Here is an 18,147-nt window from a genome sequence, read left to right as displayed (position 1 = left end):
AACAAGTAAGAGTTTTAATTTATAAATCAATAATTTGATATTCATAACCCTGCGACTTCAAAATTGTAAAACAAGCATCCATCGCAAAGAAAATAGTTTTGGTATTATCATTAGGATGAAAAGTTTGAATTTGATAGTCATCTAGCATTTGTTGGTCAAAATAAATATGCATATTATTATAATGTTTACCAACAAGTCCAAAAAGAGAAACAATTCCGGAGTTTAATCCAAGCATATCTTCTAGTCGTTCTTCCGAGACAAAGTGAAGTCTCTTCACTCCAATAATTTCTCCCAAGCGATTCATATCAACCTGTTTAGCATCATCCATAATTATCATATAGAACTGGGTAGACTTTTTATTGGCTAAGATTAAAGTTTTGGAACGACAACCTTCATAATCTTTAATGTAGTTATCCGACTCCTCAGTTGAATGACTTGCTGGATGTTCTACTATATTATAAGGAATTTCAAGCTCAGCTAATAATTCCTTAACTTCTGAAAAAGTTCTCATCAATTCTCTCCTTTATTCACTTTTAGAAAAATACCGATAAAATTAATTTATATAAGACAACTTATTTTTATATTTTGTTTAGTAGCCTAGTAATCCCCGAAGATCTAAAGCTGTTCCTGATTTTGCGCCACAAATCAAGACCAGAATTGCTAAAACTCCTAGTAAGGCCACAATGAACATTCCTGCCCATTCTTTGACTGATATTGCTTGTCGACTTTCTTTTTTCGCTTTAATAAATAAAATGAAACCAATCGTATAAAGAATCATCGCCAACCAAACATATTGCCAACCTGAAAGATAAAGGGCCAGAGCTTGAAAAGCAAAGGTGAAAAATCCTATTAATATATTTTTAATTGAACCTTCTTTAATCCCAATTTTAAGAAGATAAGCTCCAACCAAAGCATAACAAATCATAATTACAGCTGTTGCCATATAAATAAAGACATTATAAGCATTGGCTACAAAATATGTAATGATAATAAAGATTTGAATCATCAGCTGAGTAATAAGCAAAGAATTACTTGGCGCATGATATTTATTCAGCTTACCAAACCAACTTGGCAATAGTTTTTGCTCTGCCAATTGTTGTGTCGCCTCAACTGGTAACATTGTCCACGAAAGCCAAGCTCCTAATAAGGAAATCATTAGTCCAATTGCCATCAGACTTCCGCCCCAGCCACCAACCATCTCGTTAAGAATATAAACTAAGCCTGGTGCTTTAACATTTGCCAAACTTGCCTGGTCCATATAACCATAAGGAAGTAATGATAAAAGGACATAAATGACAAGCAAAACTGCTAGACCAATAATTGTCGCTTTAGCTGTATCCGATTTTTTCTTTGCCCGATTTCCCATCATCGCTGCGCCTTCAATCCCTACAAATACCCAGACCATGACCATCAGCGAGCCTTTAATTTGATCAAGGAGTCCACCAGCAGTCATCGCATGCCAAACTAGGCTTTTGACTGACCCATCCGCAGCTAGATTGCTTGTGAAAGTTTGCCAAAAATGTTGAGTGAATACGTCAGCTTTAAATAGGATAATCCCTGTGATTGAAAATACAACTAAAGGAATGAGCTTTGCAATCATAACAACCGCATTTACAAGGGCGGCAGTTTCTACTCCTCGGTCAACTAGAAACATTAATATCCATGAGATTATTGAAACAATAATTACTGATAAAACAGTCAACGAACCATTGGAATTAGCAAATTTGCTAGGGAAGAAATAGTCAGCAGATGTCATCATTAAAACTGCAAAACCAATTGTTCCAGTCCAAGCTGAAATCCAGTAACCCCATCCTGATAGAAAACCGATAAAGTCTCCAAACCCTTCTCGAGCATAATCAGAGACTCCCGAAAGTTTGGGTCTAATTGTAATCAGTCGATTAAAACTCAAGACAAGCATGAAAATCCCAAAACCGATAAAGAGCCATGAAATCATGACTCCACCGGGTGTTGAACCATTGGTGAGGTCATTAGCAAGATTGAAGACTCCACCTCCAATTGCTCCAGAAATAATAATTGCTAATAGTGCAAAAAGGCTAATCCCTTTTGTTTTCTTGTTTTCCATTTACTCACTTTCTACTATTTAATCATAAATTTCCTATAATTAAATTTGTATAATATCATTTATAAATATAAAAGAGTCTCTTGAATATAGAGACTATTTTATATTCTTCAATTATAATTATACTATCAGTTCTTTATTATACACTTTTTATACACTTTAGTAAAACAGAAATGTATTTTATAAAGAATATATCAAACCTGATATTCTCTCAAAAATTCAGATAAGAGTTTAAGGCCTTGACGTAAGGTTGTTTCATCTGTACAATACCCAATCCTAGCATAGCCTGGTAAATCAAAACGATTTCCAGGAATAATTAGGACACCTTTTTCACGAAGAAGTTGGATTGCAAAATCTTCAGTTTTTGTCGGATCAAGTTCTTCAAATTTAACAAAACTTACAGAGACTGCATTGGGATAAACCATTGAGACTAAAGGTTCATTTTCCACCCATTCTTTCAAAATTGATAAATTACCTTTGACAATTTTACGAGCGCGTTCAAGTACTTTATCTTTATGTTTCAATACTAAAGCCGCTACGGCGTCATCAAATACCCCGGTACAAATCAAGGTATAATCCCGGATTTTTCTAAATTCATTACAAAGGTCACGGTCTTGAGTGGCTACCCAACCCACACGAATTCCTGGTACAGAGTAAGTTTTAGAAATAGAGTTAGTTGATATTCCTTTTTCGTATAAATCAGCAATAGGTGAATAAGGCGTTTCTTCATCTAGTGGAAGATAAACTTCATCACAAAGAATATAAGCATCAACACTGCGTGCAATTTCAACCACTTCTGACAAAAATTTAGGACTCATGATTGCTCCAGTGGGTTGGGCCGCATTGTTTAAACAAATAAGTTTTGTATTACTTTTAACTAAACGACGTAATTCTTCAATTTGTGGCAACCAATTATTTTCTTCTTTAATATGCCAATAATCAACTTGGGCACCTAATGTTTTAGGCCAATCATACAGTTGTTGATAAGAAGGATATTGAGCAATCACATGATCGCCTTGACCAATTAATCCTAAAATTGTAAGGAAATTTGCTCCGGTAGCTCCATTTGTAGATAAAATATTATCCTCTGGCACTCTTTTATAAAGTTTTGCCACTTCTGATTTAAAGGCTGGTGAACCCTCAATCCAACCATAACTGAATTTTTCTTTCATCATCTGTGACATAAAAGCTTCGCCATTATCTTCTTCAAAGGCCAAAACTTCTTCCAAAGATAACGAATCAATGGTTGACTGAGCAATATCAATCGTTGCAGATTTTTCCCAAACATTGAGCCAGTCTTCACAACCAAATTGTACAAGTTCCATAAGTTTTATTTGCAAATTTAAATATTTTTTAAAAAAAAATCATTTAAATTTGTCTTCCTCTCTTTATTTTTTTACTGACAGATTTAGTAATCATTTTACCTTAATATTTATCGCCGATACTTACATCTTGTCAGTAACTTTATCAATATAAATCGTTTACATGTTAATTGTACAATAATTATTGATAAAATATCGGAAAGTTTATCGATTTTTAGACTACATTTATAAAAAAATGCTACATCAAAAATGTAGCATTTTTATCTTTAAGGAATAATCTTTGTTCCTGAATCATTATTGAGGAAATCTTCAAGATTTTCCAAAGAAGTAATTGTTGCAGGACGACCGGTACGAGCAACAAATTCCATTGCTGCTTCGACTTTCGGAAGCATTGAACCTGCAGCAAATTGACCTTCTTCAACATAAGCTTTCATTTCTGCCATTGTTACTGTTTCTAGTTTTTTCTGATTAGGTTTATTGAAATTAACAAAAACATTATCTACCGCAGTCAAAATCAAAAGGTTATCTGCTTCAACAAGTTCAGCTACTTTCGCTGCTGAAAAGTCTTTATCAATAACAGCTTCAACCCCTTCATAACCATCCTTAGTTTCAATGACAGGAATTCCACCACCACCAGATACAGTCACCAAAACACTTGATGAGATTAGTGGCTTAATCGCTTCGGCTTCAACGATACGTGTTGGTTTAGGACTTGGAACTACTCTTCGATAGCCTCGGCCAGAATCTTCAACAAATACCCAGTCGGGGTATTGAGCTTTCATTTCTGCCAATCCTTTTTCATCGTAGAATGGACCAATTGGTTTAGTAGGTTTTTCAAAGGCTTGGTCATCTTTATCAACAACTGTACGAGTCACTACAGAGATGACTGGAACACGTTCCATATTATTTTTTATCAAAGCTCTCGTAAAAGCTTGCCCCATCCAGAAACCAATTTGTCCTTGAGTCATTGCAACAGCTGTATCAATTGGCATAGCTGGATTTTTAGGACTATCCGCCGCTAATTGTTGCAATAAAAGATTTCCGACTTGTGGTCCGTTACCATGAGTGACAACCATTTCCACATCATTATTTCTAATAAGAGGAATTAATTGTTCTGCTGTTGTTTCAAGTGCTTTTTCTTGCGCTTTTGCTGTTGGGTCATCTGTTAAAATAGCGTTACCACCTAGGGCTACGACCATACGTCTTACCATGAAATTATTTCTCCTCTATCTTTGTTCTTATTTAAGGAACAATTCTTGTTCCACTACCAGATTTGACAAAATTTTCAACATTGTCAAGGCTAGTAATTGTAGCAGTCTTACCTGTTCGTTCAACAAAACTGACAGCTGCTTCGACTTTTGGTCCCATTGAACCTTTTCCAAAGCGTTCTTCGTCAACATATTTGCGCATTTCAGAAACTTTGACTGTTTCCAAATGAACTTGGTTTTCTTTCCCATAGTTCAAATATACGTCACCACCGCTTGTTAAAATCAAAAGCTCGTCTGCTCCAACCATCTCAGCCAGTTTAGCTGCAGAGAAATCTTTATCAATTACGGCTTCAACACCTTGATAACCCTTACCATCTTTAATGACGGGAATTCCACCACCGCCAGAAGCAATCAATAGACTACCAGATTCTAAGACTGGTCCAAAAGCTTTGGCTTCAATAATTTCAAGTGGTTTAGGACTTGGAACTACTCGGCGATATCCGCGACCAGCGTCTTCCATTAATTCCCAATCAGGAAATTGCTTCTTAATTTCTGGCAATTGTTCTTCTGTGTAAAAAGGACCAATTGGTTTACTAGCATTTTTAAAAGCTGGATCATTTTCATCAACCAATGTTTGAGTCACTGCTGAAATAACTGGATAACGCTCCAAGCCATTATTTGCCATTGCTCTTGTAAATGCTTGAACGGTCCAAAAACCAATCTCACCTTGGGTCATTGCTCCAACTGTATCCAATGGCATAGCTGGATTTTTTTCACTATCTGAACCTAGTTGTTGTAAAAGTAAGTTTCCAACCTGTGGTCCATTTCCATGAGTCACAACCATTTGCCGGTCATTATCTTTAATTAATGGCATCAATTGTTCAGCTGTAACTTCAAGTGCTTCTTTTTGAGCCTTCGCTGATGGGTCTTTCGACAGAATAGCATTCCCACCAAGGGCTACAACAATACGTTTTACCATTTCTGTACCCCTTCGCTTAATTTTTTATTTCTTTTTTGTTAATATCGCTACGAACGACAAAGTAAACAATAAATGTCACTACAATCAGTGGAACAACAGCAACAAGTAATGTATTACCATCAATTCCAAGTGCATCTTGCAAGCCAAGCCAGTTTCCATATACTCCAAAAACAGCAAGGATTCCTAAAACTGTTAAAACAAAAGTTGCAATTAATTCTGCTGTGGACATTTTAGTGCCATATTCTTTTTTGCCCAAAGCATAAAGAATGAAACCAACAGCATAGAGAATTAATGAAAGCCAAACAAATTGCCAACCTGAATAGTACAATGCTAAAATTTGGAAAGCAGCTGCGATGAAACCAATAATAATGTTACTTGTTTTCTTTTCTTGAATCCCTAATTTAAAGAGGTATAAACCAACTAAGGCGTAACAAATCATGATAACAGCAGTACAAAGGTAAACAAAGACATTGTAAGCATCAGCTACAAAATAAGTAACAATCAAGAAGATTTGAACTATTAATTGTGTCAACAAAAGTGAGTTTTTAGGTGCACCTTTGTCATTAAGTTTACCAAACCAACTAGGAAGTAATTTTTGTTCTGACAATTGTTGTGTTGCCTCAACTGGAAGCATTGTCCATGATAACCAAGCACCAAGAAGTGAAATCACCAGACCAATGGCCATTAGTGAGCCACCCCAACCACCAACCATGGCGTTCAAAATATGAACTAAACCAGGTTGTCCTGTGTTTGCTAACTCTTGTTGACTCATAAAACCAAATGGTAATAATGAGAGCAAGATATAAATTACTAACAAGGCAATCAAACCAAGAATTGAAGCTTTACCGGCATCTGATTTACGTTTTGCACGGTCACCCATCATAGCAGCACCTTCAATACCGACAAAGACCCAAATCATAACCATAAGTGAACCTTTGACTTGACTGAATAAATCTCCGCCAGTCATATTTGACCAAGTTAAACTCTTGATGACACCATCAGCATTTGTATTCGCAACGAAATTTTGCCAGAAGTGAGCGCTGAATACTCCAGCTTTAAATGTTACTATTCCAGCAATTACAAAAACAAACAAGGGAATCAATTTTGCAACGAGGACAATTGCATTAATAGCAGCAGCCCCTTCAACACCTCGCATAACGAGTAAGGTCAATCCCCACGAAACAATTGAAACAACAATTACTGACAGAATGGTCAAAGAACCATTCTTAGCTTGAAATACGCCGGGGAAGAAATAGTCAACGGAAGTCATCATCAAAACAGCAAAGGCAATGTTACCTGCCCATGCAGATAACCAATAACCCCAACCTGAAATGAAACCAACCATATTACCAAAACCAGCACGTGCATAATCTGATACACCTGAAAGTTCAGGTTTATTTACCACCAAATGATTTAGTGATAAAACCAACATTAAAATACCAAAACCAATAACGATCCATGAAATGACAACACCACCAGGTGATGCATTTGTTGCTAAATCGTTAGAGAGATTGAATACCCCACCACCAATCGCTCCAGAAACAATAATCGCAACTAAAGCAGCAAGGCCAATTCCTTTTTTATTTTCTGCGTCCATATCAATCCTTTCAGTGATTTCAACCGCCAAAACAGTCTAATTTTATCTTAGACTGCTTTCAACGACTTAAATCAAAATCTATCAGTTTACTGACAGCTCTGTCAGTAAACTGACAAATTATCTATTTTAATTATTTAAAATCTTCAGGAACTGCTGGGATAAATAAATTACCCAAAGTTGCAGCCATGATTGCTTTGATAGAGTGCATACGATTTTCTGCTTCTTCAAATTGGCGAGCATATTTAGAACGGAATACTTCGTCAGTCACTTCCATTTCTGTCAAACCATATTTTTCTTTGATTTCTTTACCATATTCAGTTTCAGTATCATGGAATGCTGGTAAGCAGTGCATAAAGATCAATTGACCATTGTCAGCATTTCCAGTCATTTTAAGCATATCCATTGTGATACGGTATGGAGTCAAAAGTTTAACACGTTCTTCCCAGTTAGATTCTCCCATTGATACCCAAACGTCTGAGTAAATAATGTTTGCGCCTTTAACACCTTCTTCAATATTTGAAGTTGCAAGAGGTTTAGCACCTGATTTTTCAGCAAATTTATTTGCAATATCCATAACTTCTTTAGTAGGATGAAGTGAATCTGGAGCAACAATATGAACATTCACACCAAGCATAGAACCAGTTACGATAAGTGAGTTTGCCATGTTGTTACGACCATCACCTACGTAGACTAATGTCAAACCTTTAAGATGTCCAAAGTTTTCTTTAACAGTCATAAAGTCTGCAATCATTTGTGTTGGATGCCAATCATCTGTCAAACCATTCCAAACTGGAACACCAGAGTATTTTGCCAAATCTTCAACTTCTTTTTGAGAAAATCCACGACGTTCGATAGCATCAAACATTGAACCAAGCACGCGAGCTGTATCTTCTGTTGATTCTTTAATTCCCAATTGAATATCGTTAGCTCCAAGGTATTCTGGATGAGCACCAAGGTCAATTGCAGCAGTTGTAAAGGCAGCACGTGTACGAGTTGAAGTTTTTGCAAAGAGCAAGGCAATATTTTTACCTTCAAGGTAGTGGTGAGGAATGTTTTGTTGTTTCAATGCTTTCAAATGAAGACCAAAATCAACAAGGTAGTTAATTTCAGCTGGTGTGAAATCTTTTTCAGCAAGTAAGCTGCGACCTTGGAATACTGAGTTTACTTCTGCTTTTGTAATAAGTGGTGATGTCATTATTTTTTCTTCCTTTTTCTATTTTTATTATATTTAATGAATTTTTTAAATTACATTAATAAGCTAGTAATTCACTCTTTCCTAAATAATTTAATTATCAAGTGAATCTATGAAATTATAAGTTTAAAGTATCTCTTCCTAAGCTATCAATGAACTTACGAAGATATTTTTAAATCTTTAAGATTACAAATCTTCACGCCAAAGTGGTTGTGACATACAACGGGCACCACCACGGCCACGACCAAGTTCGCTTGAAAGAATTTCATGAACTTTGATTCCATGCTCTTTCAATAACTCAACAGTTACATAGTTACGGTCGTAAGTAACGATTTCACCGGGTGCGATAGCAAGTGTATTTGATCCATCATTCCATTGTTCGCGAGGAGCGGCAATTGGATCACCTGCACCACATTCAATTAAGTCAAGTTCTGAAAGATTCAAGACTTTCTTGAGTGCTGCTTTAAGGTCAGTCAAATGTTCAATTTCAACTTCGTCATCTTTACCAGGGCGAAGAATGAAGACATTGATATTACCAGCACCATCCATAATTCCTGGGAAGACAGTAAATTGATCATGGTTAATCATTGTAAATACTGTATCCAAATGCATCATTGCATGGTTATGAGGAATTTCAACCGCAAGTACAGTGTCAAATGTTGAAAGTGGGTTTGCAAATAACTCTTTAGCAAGATTTTGAATTGTTTTAGATGAAGTACGTTCTGAAACCCCGATAGCTACTGTTGTTTTGTTAAGAATTAATTCATCACCACCTTCGATACGAGTGGTATGGTTACGATCACGCCAGATTGGAGTATCTTTGAAACGTGGGTGATTAGCCATAACATACTCTGTAATCAAGCTTTCAGGTTGACGAGCTGGGAAGGTCATTTTATTAATGGTCATTCCGACACCCATTGAAGCTTGTGGGTCACGTGTGAAGTAGGCATTTGGTAATGGGTTGAGGTAGAAATAATTTTCTGCATCAGATCCTGCCATATCGCTAAGTGCTGTACGTTTGATATCCAATTCATTTTTACGAACACCAGCATAGATTTTTTCGACCATATCTTTTGTTGACATTGAAGTCAAATATTCAGTCAAACCATCATATGTGCGTCCCGGACGGTAACCCGCTTCGTGTAATAAGTGACTTAAGAATTCTTCTTTTGTTTCAGATGATTTTTCAAAAACTTCTGTTGCAAGATTTTCGATATAAACAGTTTCTGCACCATTATCACGCAAAGTTTGAGCAAAGAAATCATGCTCTTTTTGAGCAATTTTGAGATATGGAATATCATCAAATAAAAGTTGTTTCATTGTGTCTGGGGTAATATTTTCAACTTCCGCACCTGGGCGGTGGAGGAGGACTGATTTTAATTTCCCAATTTCTGAGTTAACATTAATTCCATTGTTCATTTTGGAGTATCCTTTCTGATTTCGATTCGGTATTATTGGAATCGTTTACAAGGAAATTATACATCTATGCATATTTTTTGTCAAGCACTTATGCTACACTTTACAAAGGTTTATTCATTTATACATGTTTTTTTATATTCTGACAATTTCACGTTTATTCATTTCTTTTGTTATCATGCGATTCTTAGGCTTTTATTAAAAAAGCTTATTTTACAAAAGTATTTTAAAAAGGCAACAAAAAAATCTCTTATCCTAAAGAATTAAATCTTTTTGATAAGAGATTAAGTGAAAAATTTATTTTTTACATATTTTCAGGTGCAGCAACCCCAAGAAGACGCAATGCTTCTTTCAAGACGATTGAAGTAGCGCTAATCAAAGCCAAACGGCCATCCAATTGAGCATCATCTTCTAAAATGCGAACATGAGCATAATATTTGTTAAAAGCTTGCGCAAGCGAAATTGCATATTTAGCAATAACAGATGGTTCATAATTATCTGCAGCACGTTTAACAACATTTGGGAATTCTTTTAATGCTTTAACAATTTCCCAAGCTTCAGCGTCAGAAACTGCGAGAGAAATATTATTAATATCTACCTTACGGTTTGCTTTACGTAAAATTGATTGAATACGAGCATGTGCATATTGAACATAAGGGCCTGTTTCCCCTTCAAATGAAACCATTTCGTCCAAGTCAAAGTCATAACCGTTATTTCTATCAGTTTTTAAGTCATAAAATTTAACAGCACCAACCCCAACTTGTTTGGCAACTTCTTCTTTATTTTCCAAATTAGGATTTTTGGCTTCAATTTGTTTTTCAGCACGATCAACTGCTTCGTCAAGTGCCATTTCCAATTTCACGACATGCCCTTTACGAGTTGAGAATTTTTTCCCACCTTGAGTTACCATACCAAATGGAACGTGCACCATATCGTCAGACCAATCATAACCAGCTTCTTTCAAAACTGCTTTTAATTGTTTAAAGTGATTGGTTTGCTCGCCACCAACAACATAAAGAGATTTCACGAAATTGAAAGTTTTTTTACGGTAAGCTGCTGTTGCAAGGTCACGTGTAATATAGAGTGTTGCACCATCTGTTTTCTTAATCAAAGCTGGATTGAGGTTATATTTTTCAAGGTCAACAATCAAAGCACCTTTTGATTCGTGTAAAAGATTTTTACTTTCTAAATCTTCAACAATGGCGTCCATTTTATCACTATAGAAACTTTCACCCATGAAGTGGTCAAAACTTACACCAAGTTTTCTGTAAATACGGTTAAATTCAATCAAAGAAACATCTGAGAACCATTTCCAAATGCGAAGTGCTTCCTCATCGCCTTGTTCCATTTTAAGGAACCATTGACGTCCTTCTTCATCGACTTCTGGATCTTCTTTAGCTTCAGCATTGATTTTGACATAAAGTTTCAAGAGTTCATCAATCGGATTAGCTGTAATTGTAGCTTCATCACCATATTTCTTGTAAGCTGTAATCAAAAGACCAAATTGTTTACCCCAGTCGCCCAAGTGATTGATTTTGATTGGCTGATAACCCAATTTTTCATAAATTTTGGCGATTGAATCCCCGATAACAGTTGAACGTAAATGCCCAATTGAAAAAGGTTTAGCAATATTTGGCGCAGACATGTCAATCGGAACATTTCCTCCTTGACCAATATTTGCATCACCGTAATGTTCACCTTCAGTCAAAACTTCTCGAATTACTTCTGAGGCAGTTGCATTTTTATCAAGGAAAAAGTTAACATATGGTCCTACTGCGATAACTTTCTCAAAGCCTTTTGTATCTATCTTCTCAGCAATTTCTCCAGCAATGATTTGTGGAGATTTTCGGAGAGTTTTGGCCAATTGAAAAGCTGGGAATGCTAAATCTCCTAAATCTGATGATTTAGGTTTTTCGATAATAGCCGCGATTTGTTCTACTCCAAGAACACCATCGATTGCAGCAGACAGTGCTTGGCTTACTAATTGTTTTTCATCCATTCATTAATTATACAGAAAAAACACTAATTTTGTCAATATATAGTCCATTATATGGTATAATTATGCTATGAAAAGAGATAAAAGATTAGAAATTATTAAAGAAATTGTGACAAATAATAAAATATCGACTCAAGAAGAGCTTCAATCTCTATTATTAGAACGCGGTGTAGAGGTAACACAAGCTACTTTATCAAGAGATATCAGAAAATTAAATATTATAAAAAAACGGGATAAAGGAGAGAGTTTTTACTCATTTTTGACTTCTGGCAATTCCAAAATTAATTCTGATTTGCAGTTGTATTTTTATAATTTTGTTATTTCAGCAAAATCTGTCGGAGCTTTAGTGGTTATTCGGACAAAATTGGGTGAGGCCGATGTGTTGGCGAATGCTTTAGATGACGAACGTGATAGTCGGACAGATATTTTAGGTACAATTGCCGGAGCAGATACTCTGCTCGTTATTTGTGCGTCCGAAAAAGCGGCAAATATTCTTACTGCGGAAATAAAGTATATTTTATTAGGATAATTTTTAAACAAATTAAGGTTCGTTTAAACGTTTACATTTATACTCATATTACTCCCTAAATAATTTCTTCATAAACCCCTTTGATTCAAGTCGCACTCCCGTGACTTGAATTTTTTTTACTAACAAAAATTGAATAAAACAAAAAAAAGTACTGACCAAAAAGCTGTCAGTACTTTTTTATTTTATTGTAAGTTAGTTGAGACTTGGCTAAGTAACTTTTCAAAAGCAAGTTCATATTTTTGAATATTTCCTGCTCCCATAAAGACGTAAACCCCACGGTCATGATCCAACAATGGCGAAACATTGTCAAGATCAATTACTTTGGCTGGTTTACGAACTTTGTCAGCTAAATCTTGTGCCGTAATTTCATGATGGTCTACTTCACGTGCTGAACCGTAAATTTGAGCAAGGTAAACGGTATCCGCATGGTCAAGCACCTCTGCAAATTCGTCAGCAAATGCAATTGTTCTAGTAAAAGTATGAGGTTGGAAAACAGCAACGATTTCACGATCAGGATATTTTTGACGTGCAGCATCCAATGTTGCTTCGATTTCAGTTGGATGATGAGCAAAATCATCAATAATGACTGTCTCACCTACTTTTTTCTCAGTGAAACGACGTTTCACTCCACGGAAAGTCAATAAGTGGTCTGCAACTTCCGTCATATCCAACCCAAGATTATGACAAACGGCTACAACTGACAAGGCATTCAATACATTGTGTTTACCATAAGCTGGAACGACAAAATGACCAATTTTTTCACCGCGGAAATAAGCATCAAAAGATGAGCCACGTGTACTTCTGACCAAATTTTCGGCACGATAATCGTCATTAGCCTCAAAACCATAATAGTAAATAGGTGCTTTGGCAGTCAATTTACGTAAGTTAACATCTTCCCCGTAAGCAAAAATACCTTTTTTAATATTATTTGCATAATCTTGGAAAGCTGAGGTGACATCTTCAATTCCTTCAAAGTAGTCAGGATGGTCAAAGTCAATATTTGTCATAATTGTATATTCAGGATGATAAGGCATGAAATGACGTTCATATTCATCAGATTCAAAGACAAAATATTCACTTCCCTCAATCCCACGACCAGTTCCGTCACCAATCAAGTAAGAAGTGTCCACGATATTAGACATCACGTGAGCTAACATTCCAGTTGTTGAAGTTTTACCATGTGCACCTGCAACCCCGATGCTAGTAAAATCTTCCATGAAATGTCCCAAAAATTCATGATAACGTTTGAACGGAAATCCATTTTTATGGGCAAATGCAATTTCAACATTGTTATCATCGCGAAAAGCATTTCCAGCAATCAATTCAAATTCGGGCTTAATATTTTTTTCGTCAAAAGGCAAAAGTGGTACGTCAGCTTGTTCAAGACCACGTTGTGTGAAAAAGTAATCTGTTGAGTCCGAACCTTGAACTTTCTTTCCCATTTGATGTAACATTAGCGCAAGTGCACTCATGCCTGAACCTTTAATACCGGTAAAATGATATGTTTTTTCCATGATAAAATTTTCTGTCAGTAATTCTATTTCTTTATCAATCACTGACAGAAATTTCCCTTCTTTTCTTACAATTATTTTTTTATTTACTTAAATTTTTATGAGCTCAAAGACACACAAAATAACTGACAAGTGATATCTCCAAAGTAAATTTTACCATAATAAAATTTAACTTCTCTGTCAGTTTTTCATTTAAATTTGAAAATTAAACGATTCCACGGTCAAAGATATTTTTCCGCTTATTTTCAAAATAACTTCCTTTTTGTGTGTCATTAGCAGCGGCTCCATGTGGAACTGCCTTCTTCATTCCGCCTTTAGCGACTGCATCAGAAACGTTCATTCCTTGATTTTTCATATCCCGAATTGGGTTATCATTAGCTGAAGGTCGCTTATTCAAAATTGCTGATGTTGAACGACGAACTGTGATATCCTCCTTGTCCCGCTCCAATGGTGAAACATACTGTTTAGGAGGCTTTGGAAGTGTTGCTGCTGCACGTTTTGCCCGTTCTTTTGACTCGTCAACGCTAGTTTTCTTAGGCATTTTATCATAGGAACTTACGCCGTCATGATTAGAGTTTAGCGGACGATGCTGTGTGCTAAAGCTTGTTTTAGCTTTATAAGGTTTGAAACTCTCAGGTCTCTTGGCATCAGTTTTTGGCTTATTATTTTCAATTGAAGCTTCATCCTGAAGGCTGGGATTTCTTGTCAGCAACTGCTGGTTAGTAAAAATTACCCGAGTATCTTTTTGAAGTGCTTCGTCATCACCAATAACTGGAAATACCACTCTTCTTTCTACCATGTTTTGCCCTACTTTTTTATAGTTTGTTTAATCTATTAATTACACTTTAATTCTTTATGAAGATGATGAAAGTTTATCAAAGAACATTGAAAACTCTTGTCTTTCCTAGCTTTTATAGAATTTTTCTTCTACTAGATAAAATATCAAAACAAGATTTAGATTCTAAGATAACCGTTTCAATATCCATTATAGCTTAATTTCTAAGTTTTTTAAAGCTATACTCCAAGAATTTCACGAATTTCTGCTTCACTGAGGACTTTATCCACTGTATCGCCTTCTAAAACATTAGCAATTAAATCCTTTTTACGCTCTTGGATTTCCATAATTTTTTCTTCAATTGTACCTTTGGTAATCAAGCGAATGACTTCTACCGTATTTTTTTGTCCCATCCGATGGGCACGCGCAATAGCCTGTTCTTCAACAGCTGGGTTCCACCACAAGTCAACCAAAATGACGACATCAGCACTGGTTAAATTAAGCCCAACCCCACCGGCTTTTAGTGAAACTAAGAATGCATCACGGCTACCAGCATTAAAGGCTTGAACCATTGAAAGTCGATCTTTAATTGGAGTAGAACCAGTCAGTTTATAAGCGGTCATTTCTTGTTCTTCCATCAATTTTTCAATATGTGGAAAAACTTTTGTAAATTGAGAGAAAATCAAAGGACGATGGCCTGAATCTTTAATTTGCGCCAATAATTCTCGTAAACGTTCAAGTTTCCCAGAACTTCCTTTATAGTCATCCATAAATAATGCTGGTGTATTACAAATTTGTCTAAGTCGTGTAATTCCTGCCAGAATTTCAATTCTTGAACGTGATAAAGCCGCACTATCCATTTCTAAAACTTGTTTTTGCATCAATTCGAGTTGTGCTAAATAGATTACTTTTTGATCATCAGCTAATTGGTTATAGACCGTAATTTCCATTTTTTCTGGAAGTTCTTCAAGCACATCTTCTTTTTTACGACGCATAATGAAAGGCTGTATCAATCTTGAGATAACAGATGGTTCCATCTTATTGAATTTTTCACGTTTTGGTAAAAAGCCTGGCATCACCACTTGGAAAATGGCCCAAATTTCTTCAATTCGATTTTCTAGTGGTGTTCCTGAAAGGGCAAAGGTATGTTCAACATTCAGAGCAGATAGTGATTTATTGGTTTTACTACTATAATTTTTGACAACTTGAGCTTCATCCAAAAGTAAGTAATTCAATTTTTTATCCTGGTAGTCTTCAAAATCTTTCAAGAAGCTACCATAACTCGTGATATAAATTTGATGTTTTTCTTGAATTTCTTTACTTCGCTCGGCTTTTGTCCCGTCAATAACAGCAAAATCAATCTCATCAGTAAATTTTTCAAATTCACTTGCCCAGTTATAAGTAAGACTAGCTGGTGCGGTAATTAGAACACTCTCATCTTTTTTCAGATTAGAAAGAATAAAAGTAATCGCTTGGACCGTTTTACCTAATCCCATGTCATCAGCAAGAATTCCTCCCAAATTATAATGAGAGAGCATACTCATCCAGCGAACACCCGTTTCCTGATAAGAACGCAAGGATGCCTTAATATGTTCTGGTTTCTCGTAAGGAAACTCTTCAGGATGCATCAAGTGTTGATAGAGTGATTTAAATTTTTCAGAGAAGGAAGCTCCACCAATATTTTCAAATATTTTAGAAATTTGGAAACTTCGATTAATATTAACATGTAAACTGCTTCCTTGAATAACAAATTGGTCGTCAAGTTCGTTTAATGCAGCTTTCAAGCGGTCAAATTTTTCATTAAAATGATAAAATTTCCCGCTTTCACTGATATAAAATTCAGCATTTTCTTGTAATTTTGCAATAACATTTGCAAATTCACCATCTTCAACCTGAGGAATATCAAAGGAAATATCTAAGAGTCCTCCCTGACTATCAATATGAATTTCAGGAACTTCATCCATTCTCATATTTCTTAAAGTTGGCGATAGTTCAATCTGACCAAGTTTTTGAAAAGCAGGTAAGATTTTCAAAAAGAAATTCTCTGATAAATTTTCTGGAATATTTAATGACGAATTAAAAGCCTTAGCAAACTGCAAACGTTCCATCAGTGCAAAAATCTTTTGCTCTTTACGCAAATCTCTTGAAAATTCTAGGGTTTCTAAATCGTGGAAACTATCTATTGAGAAACTTCCATAATCAAAAGTCATTGCCAAACTAATGGTCTGATCTTCCAACAAATCAAAAGTAAATTTAGCATCAAAAGGTCTGACAACAAAATGGTCTGGCGCTTCAATCTCTCCCAAAGTTGATAATTGTTGAAGAGCCTGAGCTAATTTATCCTTATCAGCATATGAAAATTTAATTTGTGATTTTTTAGCAAATTGCTTATCTAAAACAAGGAGCAGACGCCGTTGTTCTTGATTGAGTTTATAAAATACATTATTGGCATAAAGAAGTGAATAATCATAAAAATTATGATAATCCTCACTGTAGAGTTTCAACTCGATATAATCTTGCTGACTTTCAACCTTAAATTTAAAAATCTCCGAATCATTATCAAGGGCTATAAATGTAAAATAATTGACCGTTCTACCTGTAATCTGAAGTTGATAATTCTCTAAAGCTGAAACTAAGTCCATTGCTTCTTCAAGGAATAAAAATGGAATATTAAGATAACGCCCATTTTTAATATATAAGGATTTGGTAAGTGCTTCATCGGATTTACTATCAATTTTTAAAAGAAAAGTTAAAAATTCTTGACTTGCTTCATCAAAATTATCAAAAAAGAGGTCAATATAGTGTAGAGAACCCAAAGAATACTGACTATAATTTTTTAAAGCGCGTAGAAAATAAGGAATATCTTTAATAACGTATGAGCGGCCCAAATTTTTACTTCTTAATTTTAAATCAAAATACAAAAAATAATCCATTGAAAAATAATCATAAAGCTGACTATTATCCTCAATTTGAACTTCGATAGAATATTGGTCTGTATTGAAATTTAATTGTGTCTCACCATTTACAGCATCTAAAAAAGCAACATTTTCACCAAAAAGCGCTCGTTCAGCTCCTTTGATTTCTTTATCTTTTGTTTCCTGACTTCCTTTATCTTGATTTTTTAGATACTCTTCTATCGCTGCAATGTGTTTGCAATAGCGGTGGTTTTGTTGAAAGACTGCACAAGTACAACTATCTTGCGCACCATCTAGGTCATAACTTACCTCTTCACCATCAATTTCTGCTGTTAGTTTAAAATCAGTTTCAATTGGGTCATTTAAGAAGCCTTTCGCATAGAGGGCGATTCCCTCACTTCGCACTCGTGCCGGCATCATTCTACTCATATTTTTATATTTTTCCTCGAATCAATTATTTCAAAATTTTGCGTATATTATACCATAATTACCCTTTTTTTGCTAGAGTTTTCCTCTTTCTTATCAATTTTTTCAATAAGAGCTGTTTTAGTAAAGAATATCCTCCTCTTTTTACTACTTATTCGGTGTCATGGTTTTGACTAATAATCTTATTATAACAAATATTAA

Annotated in this window: 13 protein-coding genes; 1 reads left to right on the top strand and 12 read right to left on the bottom strand. The window is 35.3% G+C overall.

Features of this window, described 5'->3' with window-relative positions; genetic code table 11:
• Window positions 1-19: 19 nt before the first annotated feature.
• The 9 genes from MHB61_RS10850 to argS all read right to left on the bottom strand — a co-directional run bounded on the left by MHB61_RS10850 (window position 20) and on the right by argS (window position 11,793).
• Window positions 20-511, bottom strand: coding sequence for a prolyl-tRNA synthetase associated domain-containing protein (locus MHB61_RS10850; RefSeq protein WP_010906273.1), 492 nt, complete (start codon window positions 509-511; stop codon window positions 20-22).
• A gap of 78 nt (window positions 512-589) precedes the next feature.
• Window positions 590-2,083, bottom strand: coding sequence for a basic amino acid/polyamine antiporter (locus MHB61_RS10845; protein ID WP_014570780.1), 1,494 nt, complete (start codon window positions 2,081-2,083; stop codon window positions 590-592).
• Window positions 2,084-2,274: 191 nt separating this feature from the next.
• Entirely contained in the window at window positions 2,275-3,405 is a 1,131-nt protein-coding gene (locus MHB61_RS10840) for an aminotransferase (RefSeq protein ID WP_014570781.1), read from the bottom strand.
• A gap of 263 nt (window positions 3,406-3,668) precedes the next feature.
• Window positions 3,669-4,613 carry a carbamate kinase gene (arcC, locus tag MHB61_RS10835; protein WP_014570782.1) on the bottom strand — a complete coding sequence of 315 codons (945 nt, stop codon included), beginning with the start codon at window positions 4,611-4,613 and terminating at the stop codon, window positions 3,669-3,671.
• A 31-nt stretch (window positions 4,614-4,644) separates the two neighbouring features.
• Window positions 4,645-5,589 carry a carbamate kinase gene (gene arcC / locus MHB61_RS10830; RefSeq protein WP_137016321.1) on the bottom strand — a complete coding sequence of 315 codons (945 nt, stop codon included), beginning with the start codon at window positions 5,587-5,589 and terminating at the stop codon, window positions 4,645-4,647.
• 16 nt (window positions 5,590-5,605) lie between these two features.
• Complete coding sequence (locus tag MHB61_RS10825; RefSeq protein WP_014570783.1) at window positions 5,606-7,186, bottom strand: basic amino acid/polyamine antiporter; 1,581 nt, start codon at window positions 7,184-7,186, stop codon at window positions 5,606-5,608.
• A 130-nt stretch (window positions 7,187-7,316) separates the two neighbouring features.
• Complete coding sequence (gene argF, locus MHB61_RS10820; protein WP_004254507.1) at window positions 7,317-8,381, bottom strand: ornithine carbamoyltransferase; 1,065 nt, start codon at window positions 8,379-8,381, stop codon at window positions 7,317-7,319.
• A 183-nt stretch (window positions 8,382-8,564) separates the two neighbouring features.
• Window positions 8,565-9,797, bottom strand: a complete 1,233-nt coding sequence (gene arcA, locus MHB61_RS10815; RefSeq protein ID WP_004254504.1) for an arginine deiminase — start codon at window positions 9,795-9,797, stop codon at window positions 8,565-8,567.
• Window positions 9,798-10,098: 301 nt separating this feature from the next.
• Window positions 10,099-11,793, bottom strand: a complete 1,695-nt coding sequence (gene argS, locus MHB61_RS10810) for an arginine--tRNA ligase (RefSeq protein WP_004254491.1) — start codon at window positions 11,791-11,793, stop codon at window positions 10,099-10,101.
• 67 nt (window positions 11,794-11,860) lie between these two features.
• Between argS and argR the strand changes: the two genes are divergently transcribed.
• Window positions 11,861-12,319, top strand: a complete 459-nt coding sequence (gene argR, locus MHB61_RS10805) for an arginine repressor (RefSeq protein ID WP_004254487.1) — start codon at window positions 11,861-11,863, stop codon at window positions 12,317-12,319.
• A 182-nt stretch (window positions 12,320-12,501) separates the two neighbouring features.
• Here the strand turns inward: argR and murC are convergent, their stop codons facing one another.
• From murC to MHB61_RS10790, 3 genes are all read right to left on the bottom strand, one after another.
• Window positions 12,502-13,833, bottom strand: coding sequence for a UDP-N-acetylmuramate--L-alanine ligase (murC, locus tag MHB61_RS10800; RefSeq protein WP_010906280.1), 1,332 nt, complete (start codon window positions 13,831-13,833; stop codon window positions 12,502-12,504).
• A 202-nt stretch (window positions 13,834-14,035) separates the two neighbouring features.
• The gene (locus MHB61_RS10795) at window positions 14,036-14,629 is read right to left on the bottom strand and encodes a hypothetical protein (RefSeq protein ID WP_010906281.1); all 594 of its coding nucleotides are present in this window, start codon (window positions 14,627-14,629) and stop codon (window positions 14,036-14,038) included.
• A 215-nt stretch (window positions 14,630-14,844) separates the two neighbouring features.
• Window positions 14,845-17,949, bottom strand: a complete 3,105-nt coding sequence (locus MHB61_RS10790; protein WP_014570784.1) for a DEAD/DEAH box helicase — start codon at window positions 17,947-17,949, stop codon at window positions 14,845-14,847.
• Between the last annotated feature and the right edge of the window lie 198 nt (window positions 17,950-18,147).

The organism is Lactococcus sp. FSL K6-0773, from assembly GCF_038006485.1.
In the GTDB taxonomy this organism is placed as follows: Bacteria; Bacillota; Bacilli; order Lactobacillales; family Streptococcaceae; genus Lactococcus; species Lactococcus lactis.
Note: the sequence above shows the minus strand (reverse complement) of the source record. Positions and strands in the feature narration are given on the sequence as shown.